The sequence below is a fragment of the Oribacterium sp. WCC10 genome (genome assembly GCF_900113415.1).
Lineage (GTDB): Bacteria > Bacillota > Clostridia > Lachnospirales > Lachnospiraceae > Oribacterium.
The window spans coordinates 79,980-99,000 of record NZ_FOPH01000006.1; the positions used below are offsets into that span (position 1 = coordinate 79,980).

Here is a 19,021-nt window from a genome sequence, read left to right on the forward strand (position 1 = left end):
TTCCGAGGCTTCAGGCAAAATAGAGAATACATTGTGTTTTTTTAGAGGAGGATATAATTTATGCTTCAGGGCTTTTTTAATTATGACAATCCGATATGGCGTTTTGTGGGCAGACTAGGGGACATGATTATGCTTAATGTGTTGTGGATTGTCTGTTCACTCCCGGTGTTTACCATAGGAGCCTCAACTACAGCATTGTACTATTGCACATTAAAGATAGTCAGAAATGAGGACTATGGAGATATAAAGATGTTTTTTAAGTCTTTCAGACTTAACTTTAAACAGGCTACCGTCATTTGGATTCCTATGCTTATCGCAGCTTGTGTTCTTGTTTTTGATTTTAATTTCTTTGGACATGTTATGGCTGAGGCCGGTGCCATGAGGATCATACTACAGGCATTAACTATAGCAATTATGGTGCTTTGGTTATTCCTGTTTCTTTATGTCTGGCCTGTTCTCAGCAGATTTGATAACACAGTTAAGAATACTGTTAAAAATGCGGTATATATGTCGGTCCGTTATCTTGGCTCAACTTTCGCAATGCTCATAAGTGATGTGATTGTTATTGTTTTTGCCTACATTTGCCTTTTTTACGCCGGTTGGATAACTGCTTTCGTACTTCTTATGGGTTATCCGCTTCTTGCATGGATCAATTCAACCATGCTTGAGCATATATTTGAGAAGTATATGCCTAAGGAGGATGAAAGAAAAGTGCATGAAATAAAGCCGATACTTCAGGATGTCAATATAGACGGAAGCTTAAAGACAGATGTTTCCAGGGAAACAGAGACAGCTTTAGAGAATTTGAAGCGTTCTGAAAATGACTAATCGACTTAAGTGGAATAAAGGATAATCAAACGATTGAAAGAATCCGGTCAAAATGGATACTTGCTTGTTCACATGGCGTTCATAAATGTTTACAATTTGTTCAAAATGAAAACATAGTTTGTTCACCGTTGACTTTTATAGTATAAGCATGATAACAAAGAAGTTATCAATAGTTAATAAGATTTTTTTCATAATACTCGGGCAGGGACCATTGGTCACCTGCCCTCCTCCCTTTTATGGGGCTTTTTTAGGGAAACGCTGATTAAGGCGTTTCCCTGATTTGTTCTATGGGAGAAAGACATTTTTAATTAGAATATCGAGTGGGATTCTGCCGGACTATCCTTTTTCCTGTAATCTCTGGGAGACATTCCGTATGCTTTATGGAATGCATCCTTAAAATAGTTCGAATCGCTGAAACCATTGTTTAGAGCCACTTCGGTAATGGTGTGATCTGTGTGTGCCAGTTCAATGGCTGCTTTATTCAGTCTTATGAAGGTAAGATATTCATGGACGCCCATTCCGGTATCTTCTTTGAACTTTCTAGAGAGATAGTTAGGACTGAATCCGCTGACTTCAGCTATATCATTAAGTGAGATTCGCTGATTATAATTCTTGTTGATGAAAGTGGCAGCAAGGTTTACCTGACGGTTAGTTGTATGAAGATCATCCATAAGATCACTGTTGATTCCGGTAGAAAATCTATTGACGATTACAATAAGCTGTATCAGGCAAAGAGAAAGCATGGCCGGGCTGATCTTATCTTCGTTTAAACGCTGCTCAGCCTCCATATTACGTATAAGCTGCTCAACATGTATCTGATACATGGGAGGAATCTGCATTATATATCGTTTCTTTCGATCTGATACAAACTTCTCATATATGAATTTCATTTTCGGGCAGTCAATATCCTCATCTCTAAATAAAATACTGGTTCTTACAGATTGCTGCTTGGATGTATAATGAATAGAGTGTGGCGTGTTGGGTGGTATAATGATGATGCTGCCGGGTACCAGATTATAAAAATGAGGATTCATAAAGAAAGTGCAACTTCCCTTACTGAGATAGAAGAGTTCAAAGTGATTATGAACGTGAGGTTCAGTCATTTTGTAATCAGAAGATCTGGTTTTGGTGTCAACAAAAATTCTGTTTATGGAATAACCTATGATTGGCATAAAAACTCCTAATAATAATTTTTTATTGTTTTCATAAAATATAAAGAGGTAAATATGTGGTTAACTAAAATATTATCATAAAATGATAAATAAGCAGTAGTGAAGTTAAAAAATCCGTACTTTTATTTTTTTACAACAAAAAATATATAGAATCAAACTCAAATTTGAATTATCCTAATATAGGACTTCAAAAAGTCTAACTATTCTATACTCTATACTATCAGGATTGAGACCCGATTACCCCTCACTCAAATCGGGCCTCCCGCAATCCTGGAATACAAGTTCTATATTTGATACTACAGCATCCTTTCAGGATGCTTTTTTTGTTTGGTAAATCAATAAAACTATCCGATATATTTAATAAACAACTTATAAAAATAATTAAACTCTCCGAAAATAATGATAGGATGTAAGGCCATAATCTGCCGAATTATCAGGGGTGATATTGAATTCAGTGATTCCTTACATCAGTAAACACGTAAGCATTCACATCATTGTCAGATAATGAATACAGCAGTTTAAAAAATCCGATATCAAGGAGCGGGGTAAAATGAAAAAGTCTTTGTGTGGTATTGTCTTGTGCTTAAGCATTGTAGCAACGCTTACTGCCTGCGATAAGAAAGATGAGCTTACCGAAAAAGTGTTTGGAGTGAATATGGCAGAGCTTCGGAGGGCTGATACGGAAAATATAACAGATAATGCAAATGCAAATACAAATACAACAATAAAGCTGTTTAACGGTAAAGCTGAAGTAGAAGCTCAGATCCGACAGCTTGCAGAAAAGTATAAGGCTGAAACCGGGGTTACAGTAGAGGTTGAATCTGCTCAATCCGGAGTTGATGTACAGGCTACTCTTAAGGCTTATTACCTCTCTGATAAGATGCCGGACATATTTGTATGCGAATCCTCCAGTTTTGCAAACTGGGGAGGACTTCTTGCAGATATGAGTGATCAGGATTGGACTAAGGACACTAAATCAGCATTAACAGATCCGACTTATGGAGTAATAGGATTTCCGTATGCTACAGAGGCGATAGGCCTCGTATATAACGCTGATATATTAAAACGTGCAGGTATTGATGCATCAACCCTTACCAGTCCGGAGCTTGTGAGAAAAGCGTTTGAAAAACTAGAACAGCAGAAGGGATCTCTCGGACTTACGGCTGTTGTAGGTTATTGTGCAGAGGATCAAAACCTTAGCTGGTCAACCGGAAATCATATTTTTGGAAATTATATTGATGCAGGTCTGGACAGAGCTGATACTACCTATATTGATATGATCAATAATGAGCATGCAGTTGATCATGACAGAATGCTAAAGTTTGCGGCTTTTGTAGGGCTTCTTCAGCAGTACAGTGATCCGGATCTTGTGCTTACGGGAACCTATGAAGATCAGGTTAAGAACTTTGCATCCGGCAGGTATGCATTTGTGACTCAGGGATCATGGATTGGTGCCGTACTAACAGGAGATGATGCAGCAGAGTATGCTTCGGCAGGAAACTTTGAAATAGGCATGATGCCATATGTATTTGATGAGGGCATAGATACTATCCTTGCCAATCCACCATCCTGGTGGGCAGTTATGAAGGAGGGGAATGTAGAAGCTTCCAAGGCATTTCTCGAATGGTGTGCAGAGGATTCCGGACAAAAGATACTGGTTGAAGAAGCTGGGTTTGTAAGTCCTTTTACTTCATGCAGATATGTTGCCAGTGATCCGTTTGCAAAGGTACTTTCTGATTATATAGCGGCAGGAAAGACCTCCAATTGGCACTGGATGGATATGAAGGAGGGAATAGCCGCCAATGCCCTGGGAAGAGAGTTTAACAGATATGCAGCAGGACAGATGGATGCTGATGGCTTCACAACTGCTATAGGGGTAGCCATTAAAGACTATTATGAAAGAGGAAAGGAGGGGTAAATCATGAACGAAAGTACTGAACTCGAGTTGAACGCAAGAAAACTCAAGGTAAGAAAAAGACCACTGTTTTTCTGTACTATCATTTTTCAGATAAGTGTTATCAATATCATCATGCTGATAGCCTTCATATTTGTAATGAGAATGCTAATAAATCAGATGCAGCAGCAGACCGTAAACAGCAGGACGATGTCGCAGTATGTTTTATCTCTCAGCACAGATGAGGCTAATCTCAAATCAGATGTTATGTCACTTTATGATCAGGCTATTGGTTATGTATCCGCAACGGCTGATGAGACGAGAGTAGCTTTGCTTCCTGAAATCAGGACAACAAGAGAGACTATCTCGGGAGACATTACAAAACTCAAGAGTCAACTTGATGCAGAAACAGCGAAAGATGCTATAAATACGCTGGATGAGGTTAAAAATCAGTATGGCAGATTGAATGATCTGATAGATGAGGCAATAGAATCCATTGATTCGGGCGACAGGGAAACGGCATATGAAATATTGTTTAACAGAGCAGAGATCCAGAAAGTAGCCATTTTCCACTCATGTAAAATCATAGATGAAGCTGTAGCTGCAGAGGCTGACAGAAGTAATATAGAAATGCAGAGTATGCTCATTGAAGGAATTGAGGCTGCAATTCGTGGAACAGGATTGTTTGTACTGCTTATTATATTTAACTACCTGATTAATTATTTCGGAATTGTCAGAAAGATAAAGAAGATATCGAAAGAGGTTATGGATATCATCGGAAAGATTGAAAACAGAGAAGGAGATCTTACAGCAAGAATCTATACGAGAAGTGCATCGGAGCTTGTATATATCATAAACGGAATCAATCACTTTATAGAAACTCTGCAGCTTATCATGAGAGAGGTTAAGAGTGGCGTGAATGTTCTCAATTCTTCAACAGAGATCGTCACAAAGAAACTTAATACTTCAAACGGTAATGTTCAGAGTACATCAGCAGCCATGGAACAGCTGAGTGCAAGTATGCAATCTGTGGCAGAAATGGTTAATTCCATTAACGGACAGGTTATAGATGTCAAGACATCCACTGATGAGATAAACACTGAAGCTACAGATGGCTGTGGTACAGCGGCGGGTATCAAGAGTGAGGCAGATGAGATCAAGCAGCATGTAACAGAACGTAAGCAGGGCATGAGTGACAGGATGAATGAGCTGAGTGAAGTTCTTGCAAAGTCTCTTGAGGATTCAAAGAAGGTAAGGGAAATAGATACACTTACAAAGAACATTCTTGATATTGCCGAGAAGACCAATCTTCTTGCGGTTAATGCTTCCATAGAAGCAGCACGTGCCGGGCAGGCAGGAAAAGGTTTTGCCGTAGTTGCAGCAGAGGTTAGTACATTGGCAGACAGTTCAAAGCAGACTGCCAACAACATTCAGAAGATAAGTAAGGATGTTACAAATGCAGTAGGAGAGCTGGCTGATAATGCCCGTAAGGTTCTTGATTTCATCAATACGGATATCATGGATGACTATGATTCCTTTGTTGAAACCGGAGATAAGTATGAAAACACTGCGGATACTATGCATACTATACTTACCTCATTTAAAGAAAAGGCAGATCATCTGAACTTCATAATGTCTGATATGGCAAATTCTGTATCATCAATAACAAACTCTGTATCGGAAAGTTCTCAGGCAATCAGACTGTCAGCAGAGAACACCATGGAAATTGTCGGAGAAATGGGCGGAATATCGGAAGCTATGGACAAAAATGTAGAAGTAACCGGTAAGCTTAGTGATGCGACAGATAAATTTGTACAAGTCTGAACATTGTATACATAAAAGCTTTATGTAAAATCCTCAAAAAATGGCACAAGATATCTTGAAGAAAAGAGATGTCTTGTGCTATACTTTTACTCGTTATGAAAACGCTTACATAATTGATTTAGGGTACGTCAATGAGTAGGTGAAGTTTAGATGATTTCTGCTTTGCGAGTGCAGGCAGTTTTAAAATGGAGGAAGATATGGACTTAAATTTAAGACCGGCAAATGAATGTGCATTTGATGCAGCTTCTTTAGGAGAGGTTATGCTTCGTCTTGATCCGGGCGAGGGCAGAATCAGAACAGCAAGATCATTCCGCGCATGGGAAGGCGGCGGAGAGTACAATGTTATTCGTGGCCTTCGTAAGTGCTTCGGACTTAAGACTGCGGTTATCACAGCTCTTGCAGATAATGAGGTAGGTCACCTTGTAGAGGACTTCATGATGCAGGGTGGTGTTGATACATCACTTGTAAAGTGGATGGATACAGACGGAATCGGAAGAATCTGCAGAAACGGACTAAATTTTACTGAGAGAGGTTTCGGAATCCGTGGAGCAAAGGGATGCTCAGACAGAGCAAACACAGCTATCTCAAAGGCTAAGCCGGAGGATTTCGATTTTGATTATATCTTTGGTGAGCTTGGTGTGCGTTGGCTCCATACAGGCGGAATCTATGCAGCTCTTTCAGAGCAGGCTTCAGAGACTGTTATCGCAGCTATCAAGACAGCAAAGAAGTATGGAACTATGGTTTCTTATGATCTTAACTATCGTCCTTCAATGTGGTCAGCTATCGGTGGACAGGCTAAGGCTCAGGAAGTAAACAAGGAAATTGCAAAGTATGTTGATGTTATGATCGGAAACGAGGAAGACTTCACAGCTTGCCTTGGATTCAAGATCGATGGACAGGATGAGTCTCTTAAGGAGCTCAATGTTGACGGATACAAGAAAATGATCAATGAAGCTGTTAAGACATATCCTAACTTCAAGGCTGTTGCAACAACACTTCGTACAGTACATACCGCTACAGTTAATGACTGGTCTGCTCTTTGCTGGGCAAATGGCGAGATTTATAAGGCTGCAGATTACAAGGGTCTTGAGATTATGGATCGTGTAGGCGGCGGAGATTCATTTGCATCAGGTCTTATCTATGGTCTTATGACAACAGGTGATGCAGAGAAGGCAGTAAACTATGGCGCAGCTCATGGCGCTCTTGCTATGACAACACCGGGTGATACCACAATGGCTACAAAGAAGGAAGTTGAAGCTGTTATGGGTGGTGCCGGAGCACGTGTTCAGAGATAATATTCAACTCTATTCAAATATTTCACAGACAAAGAAGAGACAGGCGAAAGCCTGTCTCTTCTTTGTTTTAATAAAAAAGTAGAGTTTACGGTGTCTGCTATGTGATAATAAAAACTTTCCTGACTATACCCTATAACAGAATGCACTTCCGTTATAGGGTATATATATCATCCTATAAATGTTGAAGTAACGATCGGTACCAGTATAACAGTAAGTATACCTGCTACACAGATACTGAGAGAACTCATAGCACCCTCAACTTCACCGAGTTCAAGAGCCTTTGCGGTGCCTACAGCATGAGCTGAAGTTCCGAGAGCAAGACCTTTTGCGATCGGATGATCAATATGAAATATCTTAAATATAGATTCAGCAATCATGTTGCCGAGAATTCCGGTAATGATGATGCCTGCAACTGTAAGAGTGACTATGCCGCCGGCCTCTTCGGATACACCCATACCAATGGCTGTTGTGATAGATTTCGGAAGGAGAGTCACAATATGCTGAGAGCTGAGTCTGAATATACGTCCCATAATGAAGATGCTCATGAGAGAGCAGACAGTGCCGGAAGTGATAGCAGCTATAACTGCAACAAGATTATCCCTGAGAAGCTTGAGCTGCTTGTACATAGGGATGGCAAGACAAACGGTAGCTGGTGTCAGAAGATAATTCAGAAGGTTGGCACTTTCTTTATAGGTATCGTAAGGGATTCTGAATATAACAAGAACAGCGATACATAAAAGAGTTGATACTAATAGTGGATTTAGTAGGGCAAGTTTGAATCTTGTCTTTATCCTTAGTGCCAAAACGAAAAGAGATATACTCAGTATAAGACCGAAATAGTTTGAATTTATAATTGCTTCTTTCATACAGCCGCCTCCTTGGTTTTATCTGCCGTACGAGATTTAGAATGTTTAAGAATAAATGAAGCTACAAGTCCGGTTGATACCATAACAACCACAGTGGAAATTACAATCATAAGGATGTACGGAATAAGTACAGGAAGAAGGATGTCCATAGCGCTCATGATACCTACAGCAGCAGGAATGAACATCATGGTCATGGTATCAAGCAGAAAATTACCGGTTGACTCCACATCCTGAAGTTTTACGATTCCAAGAATCAGACTTATAAGGAGTAGAATGAGTCCGTATACTCCGGCAGGAACAGGTAGCGGCAGGAGCTTATTGAGTGCTTCGCCTATAAAAGTGAATGCAATTATCCATACAATCTCTTTTACATATTTCATTTTTAGCACGCTTTCTTAAAGATGGTATTTTATTCATTGTGTATACAAGAATAAACAGATGAAGCATAACCAAGTTGATAATAGAAAGCAAGTGCAGTAATTGGTAAAAAAAAGGATGAAATTTTCATAAATTAGTGCAGGTTTTCAAGATAATGTATAAGATTAAAAAAATGTATGAAATATAAGCATTTACAACTAATAAAATAATAAAGTCGCGAAAATTTGTATGCATAATTGGACTTGTGATTTAACTCAAATGAATTATACTAAACTTCGGTAATACACTTCGGACAAGAGTGTCCTTAATTGAATATGGAGGGTAAAGATGGCAGATTTTAAACCGGTCAAGGAAGGTAAAGTACGTGAGATTTATGATCTGGGGGATAAGCTTATCATGGTAGCTACCGACAGAATTTCAGCATTTGATGTAATTCTTCATAACCAGATTACTGATAAGGGAAGAGTTCTCACTCAGATGTCAAAGTTCTGGTTCGATCTCACAAAGGATGTGATTCCAAACGATTTAATTTCCGTTGATAACAAAGAAATGCCGGAATTTTTCCAAAAGCCTGAATTTGACGGCAGAGCAACACTTTGCAAGAAGCTTGAGATGATTCCTATTGAGTGTATCGTACGTGGATACATCACAGGATCCGGATGGGAGAACTACAAAAAGGATGGTACTATCTGTGGTTTGAAGCTCCCGGAGGGACTTGTTGAATGTCAGAAGCTTCCTGAGCCTCTTTACACACCTTCCACAAAGGCAGATCTTGGTGATCATGATGAGAACATCAATTTTGAACAGTCAATCGAAGTTCTTGAGAAAGCATTCCCGGGTAAGGGCGAGGAGATCGCTACAAAGATAAAGGATGCGACACTTGCTGTGTATAAAAAATGTGCTGATTATGCTCTTTCAAAGGGTATCATCATTGCAGACACAAAGTTTGAGTTTGGCCTTGACGAGAATGGTGAAGTAGTACTTGCTGATGAGGTACTTACTCCGGACAGTTCAAGATTCTGGAGACTTGACCAGTATAAAGAAGGTCAGGGTCAGTCATCTTTCGATAAGCAGTTTGTACGTAACTGGTTAAAGGCAAATCCTGATAACAATGCCACCCTTCCACAGGATATAGTCGAAAAGACAGTTGATCTCTACAAAGAAGCGTATACAATGCTTACGGGTGAGACGCTGTAAGTTTTGGAAATGCTTTATGTACTTTCTAAATCCTTTGTTCTGAATCTGTCTTATAGCGTATATCGGAGCACTTATAAGTATTGAAATAAATACAAAGAGCGGTACATGAGATATCTTGTGCCGCTCTTTTTTAGTGTGGTAAAATTTGTGTAAATATAGTTAGTGCGTGTGATAATTTAATGATTCGTTATTTGTGTTAGTGTTTATTATGCCAAATGCCAAGTAAGGGGATGATTTCAAAGGGAGAGATACAATGAGTTTAAAGGATGATATCGATTTAAAGGGTAAGGATTTTAAAGATGATGAGTATACGGAGGATGTTGACATTCCAGGAATGGATTCCGATGGAAGCCGAATGGATAAAGGTGATTACGTCATCAAGCCAAAGATACTTGAAAAGATGGAGATTCATGTTCGTACTCATGGAGCAGATATAGATGAGGAAGAACATAGGAAGAGAGAGTATTTCAACAAAATTGTAGATGAGGCAGCAGGAGAATCACAGATAGAGCAGGGAACACCTGTCAGGGAAGCTGAGGGATCGCTTCTATATCGTATATGGTCTCGCGTAAATCAAGAAAGCCCGCGTCCAAAAGGTCAGGTGGAGAAAAAGGTAGAGTACATAGAACTGTTTTATGATCTGATCTTTGTATACAGTCTGAGAACTATCAATGCTCTATTCCACGGATACGAGGATAGCTTCCCTGCGTGGCAATCAATACTTACGTTTGTATTTCTGACTGCGGTAGTCATGCAGGTGTGGATGTTTACCACGATGTTTTTTAACAGATATGGCCGTAAAGCACTGAGAGACTATATAAGCATTTTTGCTAATATGTATCTTTTATACTATATGGCAAGCGGTTCCAATATACACTGGCTGGATCACTACGTAAGATATCATACGGCATGGGCGCTTATAATGGCCAATCTGGCATACAGAAGCTGGGATAAGCTTCGTTTTGCTCCAAAACTTGATGATATAGATAAAGACATATTAAGAAATAATGTGGTCATCCTTACCTTTGAGTTTGTAATCATAGCTGCATCTATACCGGCTCATCATTTTACCGGTATAGTCATTTCTCCGGTTGCTCTTATTGTAGGATATGTAGGAAAGATGAAAGAGCATTCTTCCTATGCGCGGAGACCATGTGATTTTCCTCACTTTGCAGAAAGAAATCTGCTGCTTGTGATTCTGACATTCGGCGAAATGATCATAGGAATCGCGGGATACTTTACAGAGGATAGTCATATCGCATTTAACATTATTTCCTTCCTTGTAGTTATAGGAATGTTCCTTAGCTATGGTTTCTTCTATGATAATGTCCTTGATCATCATAAGAAGACTTCGGGGCTCGGGTATCTTATTATTCATGTAATCATGATATTGGCTATCAATTCTACAACTATAGCTCTTGAACTTTTGGCCAGACCCATGGTTCCGATTTTTCCCAAGACCATATGGATGGTCATAACCATGTTTATATATTATATTTGTCTGATCATGACGGAGAGGTATGCAAAGGAGCAGGTCAAGATGGATTATAAGTCTATGGTCAAGATAGTTATACTAATGATTGGTTACACAGTTCTTATGCTTCTTGCGGGACATAATCAGCTTATCGGATCATTGATAACAGTATCTTTTGTATATATTGTATTCTTCATGTTCCTCCACAGGCACAATGTACGACTGAAGGAAATGAAGGTCGGAGGATATATCGAGTGATTCAGAAAATATCATAATGTGATAGAGTTTGAATTCGCATTTATCTAAAAAAATCTATATGTAAAAAATTAATGCTTCCGGACAGTTAAGGTTCGGGAGCATTTTTGTGATAATAAATCAGTTGAGCAGAGTCAGCTTAAATGCTAATATATCATCGTACATTTGTTTGAAATATTAAAGGTATTATATATGAAGATAGTTCATTGTGCGGATCTGCATCTTGACAGCAGATTGAACGCCAATTTAGATGAGAAAAAAGCAGCAGAAAGAAGACAGGAACTTCTTGGAACCTGGCTTAGGTTGCTTGAATATGCTTCAAAGCATGAAGTGTCGGCCATTCTGATATCCGGTGATATGTTTGATACGGCCGCGGTCAGCAGCACTACAGCCAATGCGGTGATTGCAAGTATAAAGAGACATCCTGAAATGGTCTTTTTTTATCTAAAAGGAAATCATGATACGGATTCTTTTTTGAACAGGGCAGAGCTTCTTCCGGAGAATCTGTATACTTTCAATGATTCCTGGCGTATGTATCGACTTTCCGGGAATATAGTCATCTCCGGTAGAGAACTTACAAACAGTTTTGGAGGAGCAAAGCTTCCTGATAACTGGGCGGCAAGAACTCTGAATCTGAGAGAAGAGGATTACAATATTGTAATGCTTCATGGTCAGGTGGTGATGTCCAGAGGTGAGTCTGAGGATGCGGAGGAGATACATCTGCCTGACTATGCCGGTCGTAATGTTGATTATATGGCTTTAGGGCATGTACACAGATATATGGATGGCCAGCTGGATGGAAGAGGTATATGGTGTTATCCGGGCTGCCTTGAGGGGCGAGGTTTTGATGAATGTGCCCGTCATGGATTTGTGATGCTCGATATAGATGAGGATACCCATAAGGTTAAGAGGCAGCTTATAGATATAAGCAAAAGACATTTATGGACAGTTCCTGTAGATGTGACCGGCCTGGAAAATTCCGTAGATATGGTTGAAAGGGCAAAAGCAGAGCTTGCAGTTCTCAGTGGAACACCGGCGTCGGGAGCAGAACTTGAAAATATAGATCAAGGGTTTTTGAAGGAGATTCTTGATAATGCCGGCAGCGGACGTTTGCGGCCTGATGATATGGTTAAGCTTGTTCTTAAAGGTGAACTAATGATTGAAACTGAGAAAAGTGCAGATTTTATACGTTCACAGTTAAGACCTATGTTTTACTATATAAGGATAGAGGATGAGACACGCCGCAGAATTGATTATAGGGATTATGAAAATGATAAATCTCTCAAGGGTGAGTTCATTCGTGCTGTAAGAGATGATATGCAGCTTCAGGAGGATATAAAGCCGGAAGTTATTGATGCGGGTATACGTCTTTTGCTTGGAGAAAAGATAGGATAACGAAAGATTTTTATATAAGATGAGATTAATTAGTGCAAAAATTGAAAATTTTGGAAAATTACATGATTTCACCATCGACTTCGATGAGGGGCTTAATGTATTTCTCCGCGAGAATGGCTACGGGAAGTCTACATTGGCATCTTTCATACGAGTGATGTTTTACGGTCTTTCAGGTGATCGAAAAACTCAGGATGAAGAGAATGATCGTAAGAAGTACAGACCCTGGCAGGGGGGATCTTTCGGGGGTGAACTTGTTTTTGAAGAGGAGGCGTCATCCAAAAAGTATAGAATAGTCCGGACTTTTGGAGAAAGGAAAGGCCAGGATATTTTTAGACTATATGATGCTGAAACTAATCTGGAATCCCATGATTACAGCGAGAATATTGGTGAAGAAATTTTAAAAATAGATGAGAGATCCTTTAAGAAAACTGTTTTTATAGGGCAGATGGAACTTGAGACAGGGATTACATCAGAAATCAACGCCAAGATCGGAAATGTTTCAGAGGACAGGGATGATATGAACCGCTATGAAACGGTTTTGGAAGGATTGAAAGATGAAATCAATGCAATATCTCCTCACAGAAGAACCGGAAGTATTTTTAAGAAACGAATGGAGCTTGAGATATTAAAAACGGAGCTTAAGGATAAGGAACTTATGGAGCAGGAGCTTACTCAGAGCGCAGGAAAGCTTCACGAAGAGGGAGATGAACTTAGAAAACTTAAGAAAACCATTGAGGGATTAAACGGAAGACTTGTGGCCAGAAGTCAGTATCAGGATGTCATTAACGATAAGATAAATTATGACAACCTAATACAGGAGATATCAGGATGTGAGCACAGATTGCTGGAAGCTGAGAAAAGATACTTTGGCTCCCTGTATCAGGATATGACTCAGGATATGAGGCTCGAAAAGATTAATCGAGGACTTAGGGAACTTGACGACAGGTTCAGATGCGGAATCCCGGATGAAAAAGACTTAAATATATTGGAAAAGCGAATCGCGAAGCTACAGTTTCTCCGGGAAAAGCTTGGTCTTATGAAAGAAAACGGATATACAGGCAGAAGGACGAAAGGGAGTGATGGTTCAGGTGCAGTTATCAGATTAACATCTTTGATCATTGTCGTTGCCGCACTTGCTTTTGGCGGATGGCTGGTTATTTCAGATAAGAGTACTACGGTAGGTTTGATGGTGGCAGTGGCAGGCCTGGTAGTAGCATTAATTCTTACTGTTGGAATATCAGGTAGTTTAGATTCCCGTTCCGGTGCAAACGTGAGAAAATCTCCGGGAATCAATGAAGTATCTGATGAAATAGATCACCTGAGCAGAGATATAGCTTCGTATTTACATGAATTTTATCCAAGGGTGGATTTTTCTGATGTAAGAAATATGGATTTTGAAGCTTTTGGAGGCCTGAGGAATGATGTGCTTAGGTATGCCAGATTATGTGATATAAGAGATTTTGCCGGAGAACTTGCTGCAAAGAGAAAGGCTAAAGCTGATTTTGAAGGCTGTCATGATGTAGAAAAACTGATGAATATCAGAGAGACTTCTGTAGAAGAAGAGTCTTTCGAGGCTATGAGCAGAAGTCTTAAGGAGTATAGTGCTGTTTATAATGAGAAAAACGAATACATACACAGTCTTAAAGCTCATATGAATGCTGTGGAAGAAAAGCTTCAGGTACTGTATGAGAAGGAAAGAAGCTATGAGGCGGGCCTTGATGAGCTAAATGAACTTGAGCAGAGGCATAATCTTATGATTCTTGTGAGAGATCATCTGGAAAAAGCCCATGAGAATTTTTCCAAGGTATATATGACGCCGCTTATGTCTGCATTTGAGAAGTATTATCGTATATTTATAAATACATCCGGATTGCAGGATATACCATACCGAATGGATGCAAACTTTAATATAGGGTTTATGGCTGAAGGGCAGGCTCATAGTACTCAGCTTTTGTCGGAAGGATTTAAGAATCTGGTGGAACTTGCCAGAAGGATGGCATTTATAGATGCTATGTACGGTGAAGAAAAGCCTTTTATTGTACTGGATGACCCGTTTGTCAATCTGGATGAAGTAAAGGTTGACGGAGCAATGAAGTTTCTCGATGAAATATCAAAATATCATCAGGTTATATATTTTACCTGTCATGAGAGCAGGAAATAGAAAAAGAGTTGAATCGGAAGTATCCGGTTCAACTCTTTTTAAGTAATAAAAATCGACTCAACTTTCGATAAGCAGGTGAAAAAATCGACTCAACTTTCGGAAAATAATAAGGAAAATCAACTCAATTATCAGGAAATTATCGAAAAGGCAACTCAACTTAAAGAATTATCTGCGCTTTGCGGAGTTTTTAGCTGCGGCCTCTGCAGATTCACCTTCCAGATTCTGTGAAACGGTGAGCTCCTGATTGTCTATGTGCTCCTTCATAAGGGTCTTTGCACGAATGATATCGCGAATCTTTATGGCCTGAAGGATGTTCTCGTGTTCGCTGATAAGAGTGCCTCTCTGAGCTTCATCCTTGATATACTCAAGACGGTAGCGATACATCTGTTCGCGGAGATTGTTTATCATCTGAATAAGCTTGTCATTACGGGTGGCCTTGTAGATGATATCATGATAAGCTTCGTCGGCTTCAGCGATTTCCATCTCGGAACCGTTATTCTCAACAACCTTCTTGAAATGATCTTCGGCTTCTGTGAGTTCTTTAAGCTCTTCATCATTGATGCGCTGACATGCAAGATCAGTGGCAAGTTCTTCCAAAGCGCCACGAACTTCAAGAACGTCCTGAAGGCTCTTGTGAGAAATCTTTGCAACTTCTGCACCGCGTCTTGGAATCATGATAACAAGTCCTTCGAGTTCAAGCTTTCTTATTGCCTCACGGATAGGAGTACGTGAAACTCCGAGCTTCTCGGCTAACTGTATCTCCATAAGACGCTCGCCCGGCTTCAACTCACCCTTGAGAATTGCCTGCCTGAGAGTATTAAAAACGAGATCTCTTAATGGAAGATATTCGTTCATATTTACTGTAAATTCGCTCATCAAATTTTTGTCCTCCGTCATGAAAATGATTTGAGTTTCAAATGTCTTTCTACTCACTTCTATAAAATATGTTGACTACTCTATACTTGAACTTCGATCAACACGAAAAGTGTCAACCGTAGACCATGTTAGTGCCATGGCTCAGTCAGATAAACCTGCTTACAAAGATTCTTGTCTTTGCCATAGCGTAATGACTGATAACAATTCTTTGCTGTTTCCGGATCCGCAAATATACCGAAGACAGTAGGCCCGGAACCTGACATAAGAGAGTTGATGGCACCAAGCTCTTTCATCTTGGATTTAATAGACTCAATCTCCGGATAATTTCTACATGTGACTGTTTCCAAAATGTTGCCCATGTTTTCGGCGACCGCTCTTACGTCCTGCTTTTTTAATGCAGTTATCACGGCGTCAACATCCGGATGAGAAGATTCGGGAAGAACATTCACATGAAGATTCTGATATACAAACTTCGTGGAAACGGATATTGCAGGCTTAGCTAAAACTATTGGGCATATCGGTAGTTTCGTAAGAGGTGTGAGAACCTCTCCGATTCCCTCAGACAGAGCAGTTCCCCTCATAAGACAGAAAGGAATGTCTGCACCGAGCTTTACACCACGAAGCTTAAGCTCATTAACAGATAAACCCAGATCAAAAAGCTTGTTCATACCGTAAAGAACAGAAGCAGCATCTGTAGATCCGCCTGCCATACCTGCTGAAACAGGAATCACCTTCTTCAGTTGCATGGAAACGCCCTCTTTGATACCAAACTCGTCAATGAGCATTTTAGCTGCACGATACATGAGATTGTTCTCATTTACCGGTAAAAATGAAAGATTTGTGGTAAGTCTGATACCGGGTTCGCCGGTTTTCTGCATATCTATATTGTCGTGAAGTTTAACAGTCTGCATGATCATCCTTACATCATGGTAACCGTCTTCACGCTGTCTCAAAACGTCAAGAGACAGATTTATCTTGCCGTATGCCTGCAGTTTAATGCTGTCCATAAAATAACTTACTCCCCCTATATGTTGTATAAACTACTACAATTTAATAGATGAGAATGGAGCAAATGCCTAATTTCAAATAAAAAATCGTTCTTTGTATACAATACTTCGCTATTGTAATGCATCTATCCGTTTTAAGCAAGGAATAATGTACTAATAATAATACAATAAATATAAAAAAATTATTATGGAGGCATTAAATTGTATTGCAATTTAACAAATTAATATCTCTCATTAGATAAACATACATGAATTAAAAGTATGAAAACTTTATAAAAATTATAAGGTATATTGACATAATGACAGGTTGTCACTATACTGTTGACACAAAATGACAGATTGTCACCTTGGTTTTCATAGACTTAGTGGTTTATAGATTGAAGTGTGGGAGTTTATGAGGGGTATGTAAATGATTCTCGGTCATTTGAAGGGGTTTTGTTGATTGGAGGGAAAATTGGCAACTAAGAGATTTGAAAAGCTTTCTGAAGAAAAGAAGAAACGTATTCTTGATGCAGCCAAAGAGGAATTTGCCAGAGTATCATTTGAAGAAGCATCAATAAATCAGATTATTAAAAATGCGGGTATATCAAGAGGCAGCTTTTATACCTATTTTGAGGACAAGAATGATCTGCTTAGATATATCTTCGATGAACAGGATGAAATGAATAAAAAATTTCTTAGAGAACTCGTTCTGGAAAATGATGGTGATTTTTGGAAGGCTGTCACAGAGTGGACACGTAAAGTCGCAGGATATCTGAAAGAAGGTTCTATACAGCAGCGCATAAACATTATTACTAATACGGGGATGATGAGAAGAATCGTTGACTGGGTGGGAACAGAGAAGTGCATGGAGCATGATAAGACAAGAGACAAGGAAGAACTTGCCTGGCTGATGGAGAATCTGAATCTCAGCTTTTTGGACTACAGAGGCAGTAGTGAAAGGTTTGAAGCGATTGTTAGGTCAGCACATATGCTTTCAGGTATCGCGATTTTAAATCTCATAATTTATCCAAATCAGAATACAGAAAAGATATTGAACGATTTTAATACCCAGTTGGATGTTCTTAGAGGCGGAGCAGATCCGAGGATGAACAGAAGTTGTAAGGGTGCTGTGTCAAAGTGATAGCTTTGCCGGTGTTGATATCTGCATAATCCGGTATTGTTCCATTTAGCTAAGAATTAATTTTTGTATGGTGTTAAAAATCGGAATTCTTTGCCGAAAACAAATATGAGATACGGAATAAAGAATATGTTTCCGAAAAGGATAGGAGAAGGATATGAAAAAAATAGGTAAGGTTATTATAGCAGTTGTTATAGTTGCAGTTATAGGTGCAGCTGTTACAGCAAGATTGATGAAACCTAAGGAAGAAATGCAAATGAAAGAGCTTCCGGCAGTCACATTGGCTACAGCTGCCACAGGGACTATAGAACGTGAAACAGCTCTGATGGGCAAGATACAGCCATCTGATACATATCATGTGATGCCCAAGACTTCCGGTGAGATTATTGAAATATATGTGCAGAATGGAGATCAGGTTAAGCAGGGAGATCCTATTGCCAGGATAGATAATCAGAAAGCGATAGATTCAGCGAAGGCAACTTATGATTCTGCCAGTGCGTCTTTACGTGCCGCACAGGATCAGGCGAATACTGCAACAGATGCACTCAATCGTATGACTCCCCTTTATCAGGCAGGGGATGTGGCGCCTCAGACATATACTCAAACACTGAATTCAGCAAATGCCGCACAGTCACAGGCTGCAGCTGCAAGAGCCCAGTTGAATTCAGCTAAGCTTCAGTATGATACACAGGTAGAGTACTCGACTGTAACAGCACCTTCAGACGGAACCGTTCAAAATCAGAATATGACACTGAACGGGACAGTATCACAATCATCCGAGCTTTGTGTCATAACAGGATCAGGACAGAGAAAAGTTAAATTCAACGTAACTGAAGATATACTTAATAATCTTTCCTTGGGACAGAAAGTCACAGTAGAGAAAAACAGCACAACTTATGAAGGAACTATTTCTGATTTAAGCAGGCTTATTGATTCATCTACCGGTCTTTTCGCTGTGGAGGCTGAACTTAAAAATGCTGATGCACTTGCAGATGGCGTTGCAGCAAAGGTTGAACTTATCTCGGCTACCGCTAAAGATGCCATGATTATTCCGTCAGATTACGTATATTATTCAAGTGGAAATCCTTACGTATATGTATATGAGAACGGAATAGCAAAAAGAGTTTTTATTACATTGGGAATAACCAATGATTCGGAATATCAGGTTATAGATGGAATTACGAAAGAAGACAAGATAGTTTCAAGCTGGACAAATGATATTTATGACGGAGCAAGTGTTCGTATCATAGACGAAAATGGAAATATAGCAGCTAACTGA

General features: G+C 39.6%; 15 protein-coding genes and 1 pseudogene. 10 read left to right on the plus strand and 6 right to left on the minus strand.

Going from position 1 to position 19,021, the window contains the following annotated elements; all coding sequences use genetic code 11:
* Positions 1 to 60 precede the first annotated feature (60 nt).
* The gene (locus BM294_RS06140; protein ID WP_091205786.1) at positions 61 to 828 is read left to right on the plus strand and encodes a YesL family protein; all 768 of its coding nucleotides are present in this window, start codon (positions 61 to 63) and stop codon (positions 826 to 828) included.
* Positions 829 to 1,136: 308 nt separating this feature from the next.
* Here BM294_RS06140 and BM294_RS06145 read toward each other — a convergent pair whose 3' ends face one another.
* Together BM294_RS06145 and BM294_RS16815 are read right to left on the minus strand one after the other, a co-directional pair.
* Positions 1,137 to 1,718, minus strand: a complete 582-nt coding sequence (locus tag BM294_RS06145) for a helix-turn-helix transcriptional regulator (RefSeq protein WP_242944444.1) — start codon at positions 1,716 to 1,718, stop codon at positions 1,137 to 1,139.
* Positions 1,719 to 1,796: 78 nt separating this feature from the next.
* Positions 1,797 to 2,000 (minus strand): annotated as a pseudogene (locus BM294_RS16815) (AraC family ligand binding domain-containing protein); the annotation flags it as partial.
* Positions 2,001 to 2,550: 550 nt separating this feature from the next.
* On the opposite strand from BM294_RS16815, the gene BM294_RS06150 reads away from it, so the two are divergent.
* The 3 genes from BM294_RS06150 (at position 2,551) to BM294_RS06160 (ending at position 7,013) form a co-directional block, all read left to right on the plus strand.
* The gene (locus BM294_RS06150) at positions 2,551 to 3,918 is read left to right on the plus strand and encodes an ABC transporter substrate-binding protein (RefSeq protein ID WP_091205789.1); all 1,368 of its coding nucleotides are present in this window, start codon (positions 2,551 to 2,553) and stop codon (positions 3,916 to 3,918) included.
* A gap of 3 nt (positions 3,919 to 3,921) precedes the next feature.
* A complete protein-coding gene (locus BM294_RS06155; protein ID WP_091205791.1) occupies positions 3,922 to 5,718 on the plus strand; it encodes a methyl-accepting chemotaxis protein in 1,797 nt (598 codons plus the stop codon).
* A gap of 197 nt (positions 5,719 to 5,915) precedes the next feature.
* The gene (locus BM294_RS06160) at positions 5,916 to 7,013 is read left to right on the plus strand and encodes a sugar kinase (RefSeq protein ID WP_091205792.1); all 1,098 of its coding nucleotides are present in this window, start codon (positions 5,916 to 5,918) and stop codon (positions 7,011 to 7,013) included.
* A 167-nt stretch (positions 7,014 to 7,180) separates the two neighbouring features.
* Here BM294_RS06160 and BM294_RS06165 read toward each other — a convergent pair whose 3' ends face one another.
* Positions 7,181 to 7,879, minus strand: coding sequence for an LrgB family protein (locus BM294_RS06165; protein WP_091205794.1), 699 nt, complete (start codon positions 7,877 to 7,879; stop codon positions 7,181 to 7,183).
* The gene (locus BM294_RS06170) at positions 7,876 to 8,259 is read right to left on the minus strand and encodes a CidA/LrgA family protein (protein WP_091205795.1); all 384 of its coding nucleotides are present in this window, start codon (positions 8,257 to 8,259) and stop codon (positions 7,876 to 7,878) included. The genes BM294_RS06165 and BM294_RS06170 overlap by 4 nt, the downstream gene beginning before the upstream one ends.
* A gap of 325 nt (positions 8,260 to 8,584) precedes the next feature.
* On the opposite strand from BM294_RS06170, the gene BM294_RS06175 reads away from it, so the two are divergent.
* The 4 genes from BM294_RS06175 to BM294_RS06190 all read left to right on the plus strand — a co-directional run bounded on the left by BM294_RS06175 (position 8,585) and on the right by BM294_RS06190 (position 14,739).
* Positions 8,585 to 9,454 carry a phosphoribosylaminoimidazolesuccinocarboxamide synthase gene (locus tag BM294_RS06175; RefSeq protein WP_091205797.1) on the plus strand — a complete coding sequence of 290 codons (870 nt, stop codon included), beginning with the start codon at positions 8,585 to 8,587 and terminating at the stop codon, positions 9,452 to 9,454.
* A gap of 253 nt (positions 9,455 to 9,707) precedes the next feature.
* Positions 9,708 to 11,186: a low temperature requirement protein A gene (locus BM294_RS06180; protein WP_091205799.1), complete on the plus strand. Its 1,479-nt coding sequence runs from the start codon at positions 9,708 to 9,710 to the stop codon at positions 11,184 to 11,186.
* A 189-nt stretch (positions 11,187 to 11,375) separates the two neighbouring features.
* Positions 11,376 to 12,578 carry a metallophosphoesterase family protein gene (locus BM294_RS06185; RefSeq protein ID WP_091205801.1) on the plus strand — a complete coding sequence of 401 codons (1,203 nt, stop codon included), beginning with the start codon at positions 11,376 to 11,378 and terminating at the stop codon, positions 12,576 to 12,578.
* A 19-nt stretch (positions 12,579 to 12,597) separates the two neighbouring features.
* Complete coding sequence (locus tag BM294_RS06190; RefSeq protein ID WP_091205803.1) at positions 12,598 to 14,739, plus strand: ATP-binding protein; 2,142 nt, start codon at positions 12,598 to 12,600, stop codon at positions 14,737 to 14,739.
* Positions 14,740 to 14,904: 165 nt separating this feature from the next.
* Here BM294_RS06190 and BM294_RS06195 read toward each other — a convergent pair whose 3' ends face one another.
* Together BM294_RS06195 and ispE are read right to left on the minus strand one after the other, a co-directional pair.
* A complete protein-coding gene (locus tag BM294_RS06195; RefSeq protein WP_091205804.1) occupies positions 14,905 to 15,618 on the minus strand; it encodes a GntR family transcriptional regulator in 714 nt (237 codons plus the stop codon).
* Between the two features lie 125 nt (positions 15,619 to 15,743).
* A complete protein-coding gene (gene ispE, locus BM294_RS06200; protein WP_091205806.1) occupies positions 15,744 to 16,622 on the minus strand; it encodes a 4-(cytidine 5'-diphospho)-2-C-methyl-D-erythritol kinase in 879 nt (292 codons plus the stop codon).
* 454 nt (positions 16,623 to 17,076) lie between these two features.
* On the opposite strand from ispE, the gene BM294_RS06205 reads away from it, so the two are divergent.
* Positions 17,077 to 17,745 (plus strand): TetR/AcrR family transcriptional regulator, encoded by a 669-nt coding sequence (locus BM294_RS06205; protein WP_091205808.1) that lies wholly within the window; start codon positions 17,077 to 17,079, stop codon positions 17,743 to 17,745.
* A 154-nt stretch (positions 17,746 to 17,899) separates the two neighbouring features.
* Entirely contained in the window at positions 17,900 to 19,021 is a 1,122-nt protein-coding gene (locus BM294_RS06210) for an efflux RND transporter periplasmic adaptor subunit (protein WP_091205809.1), read from the plus strand.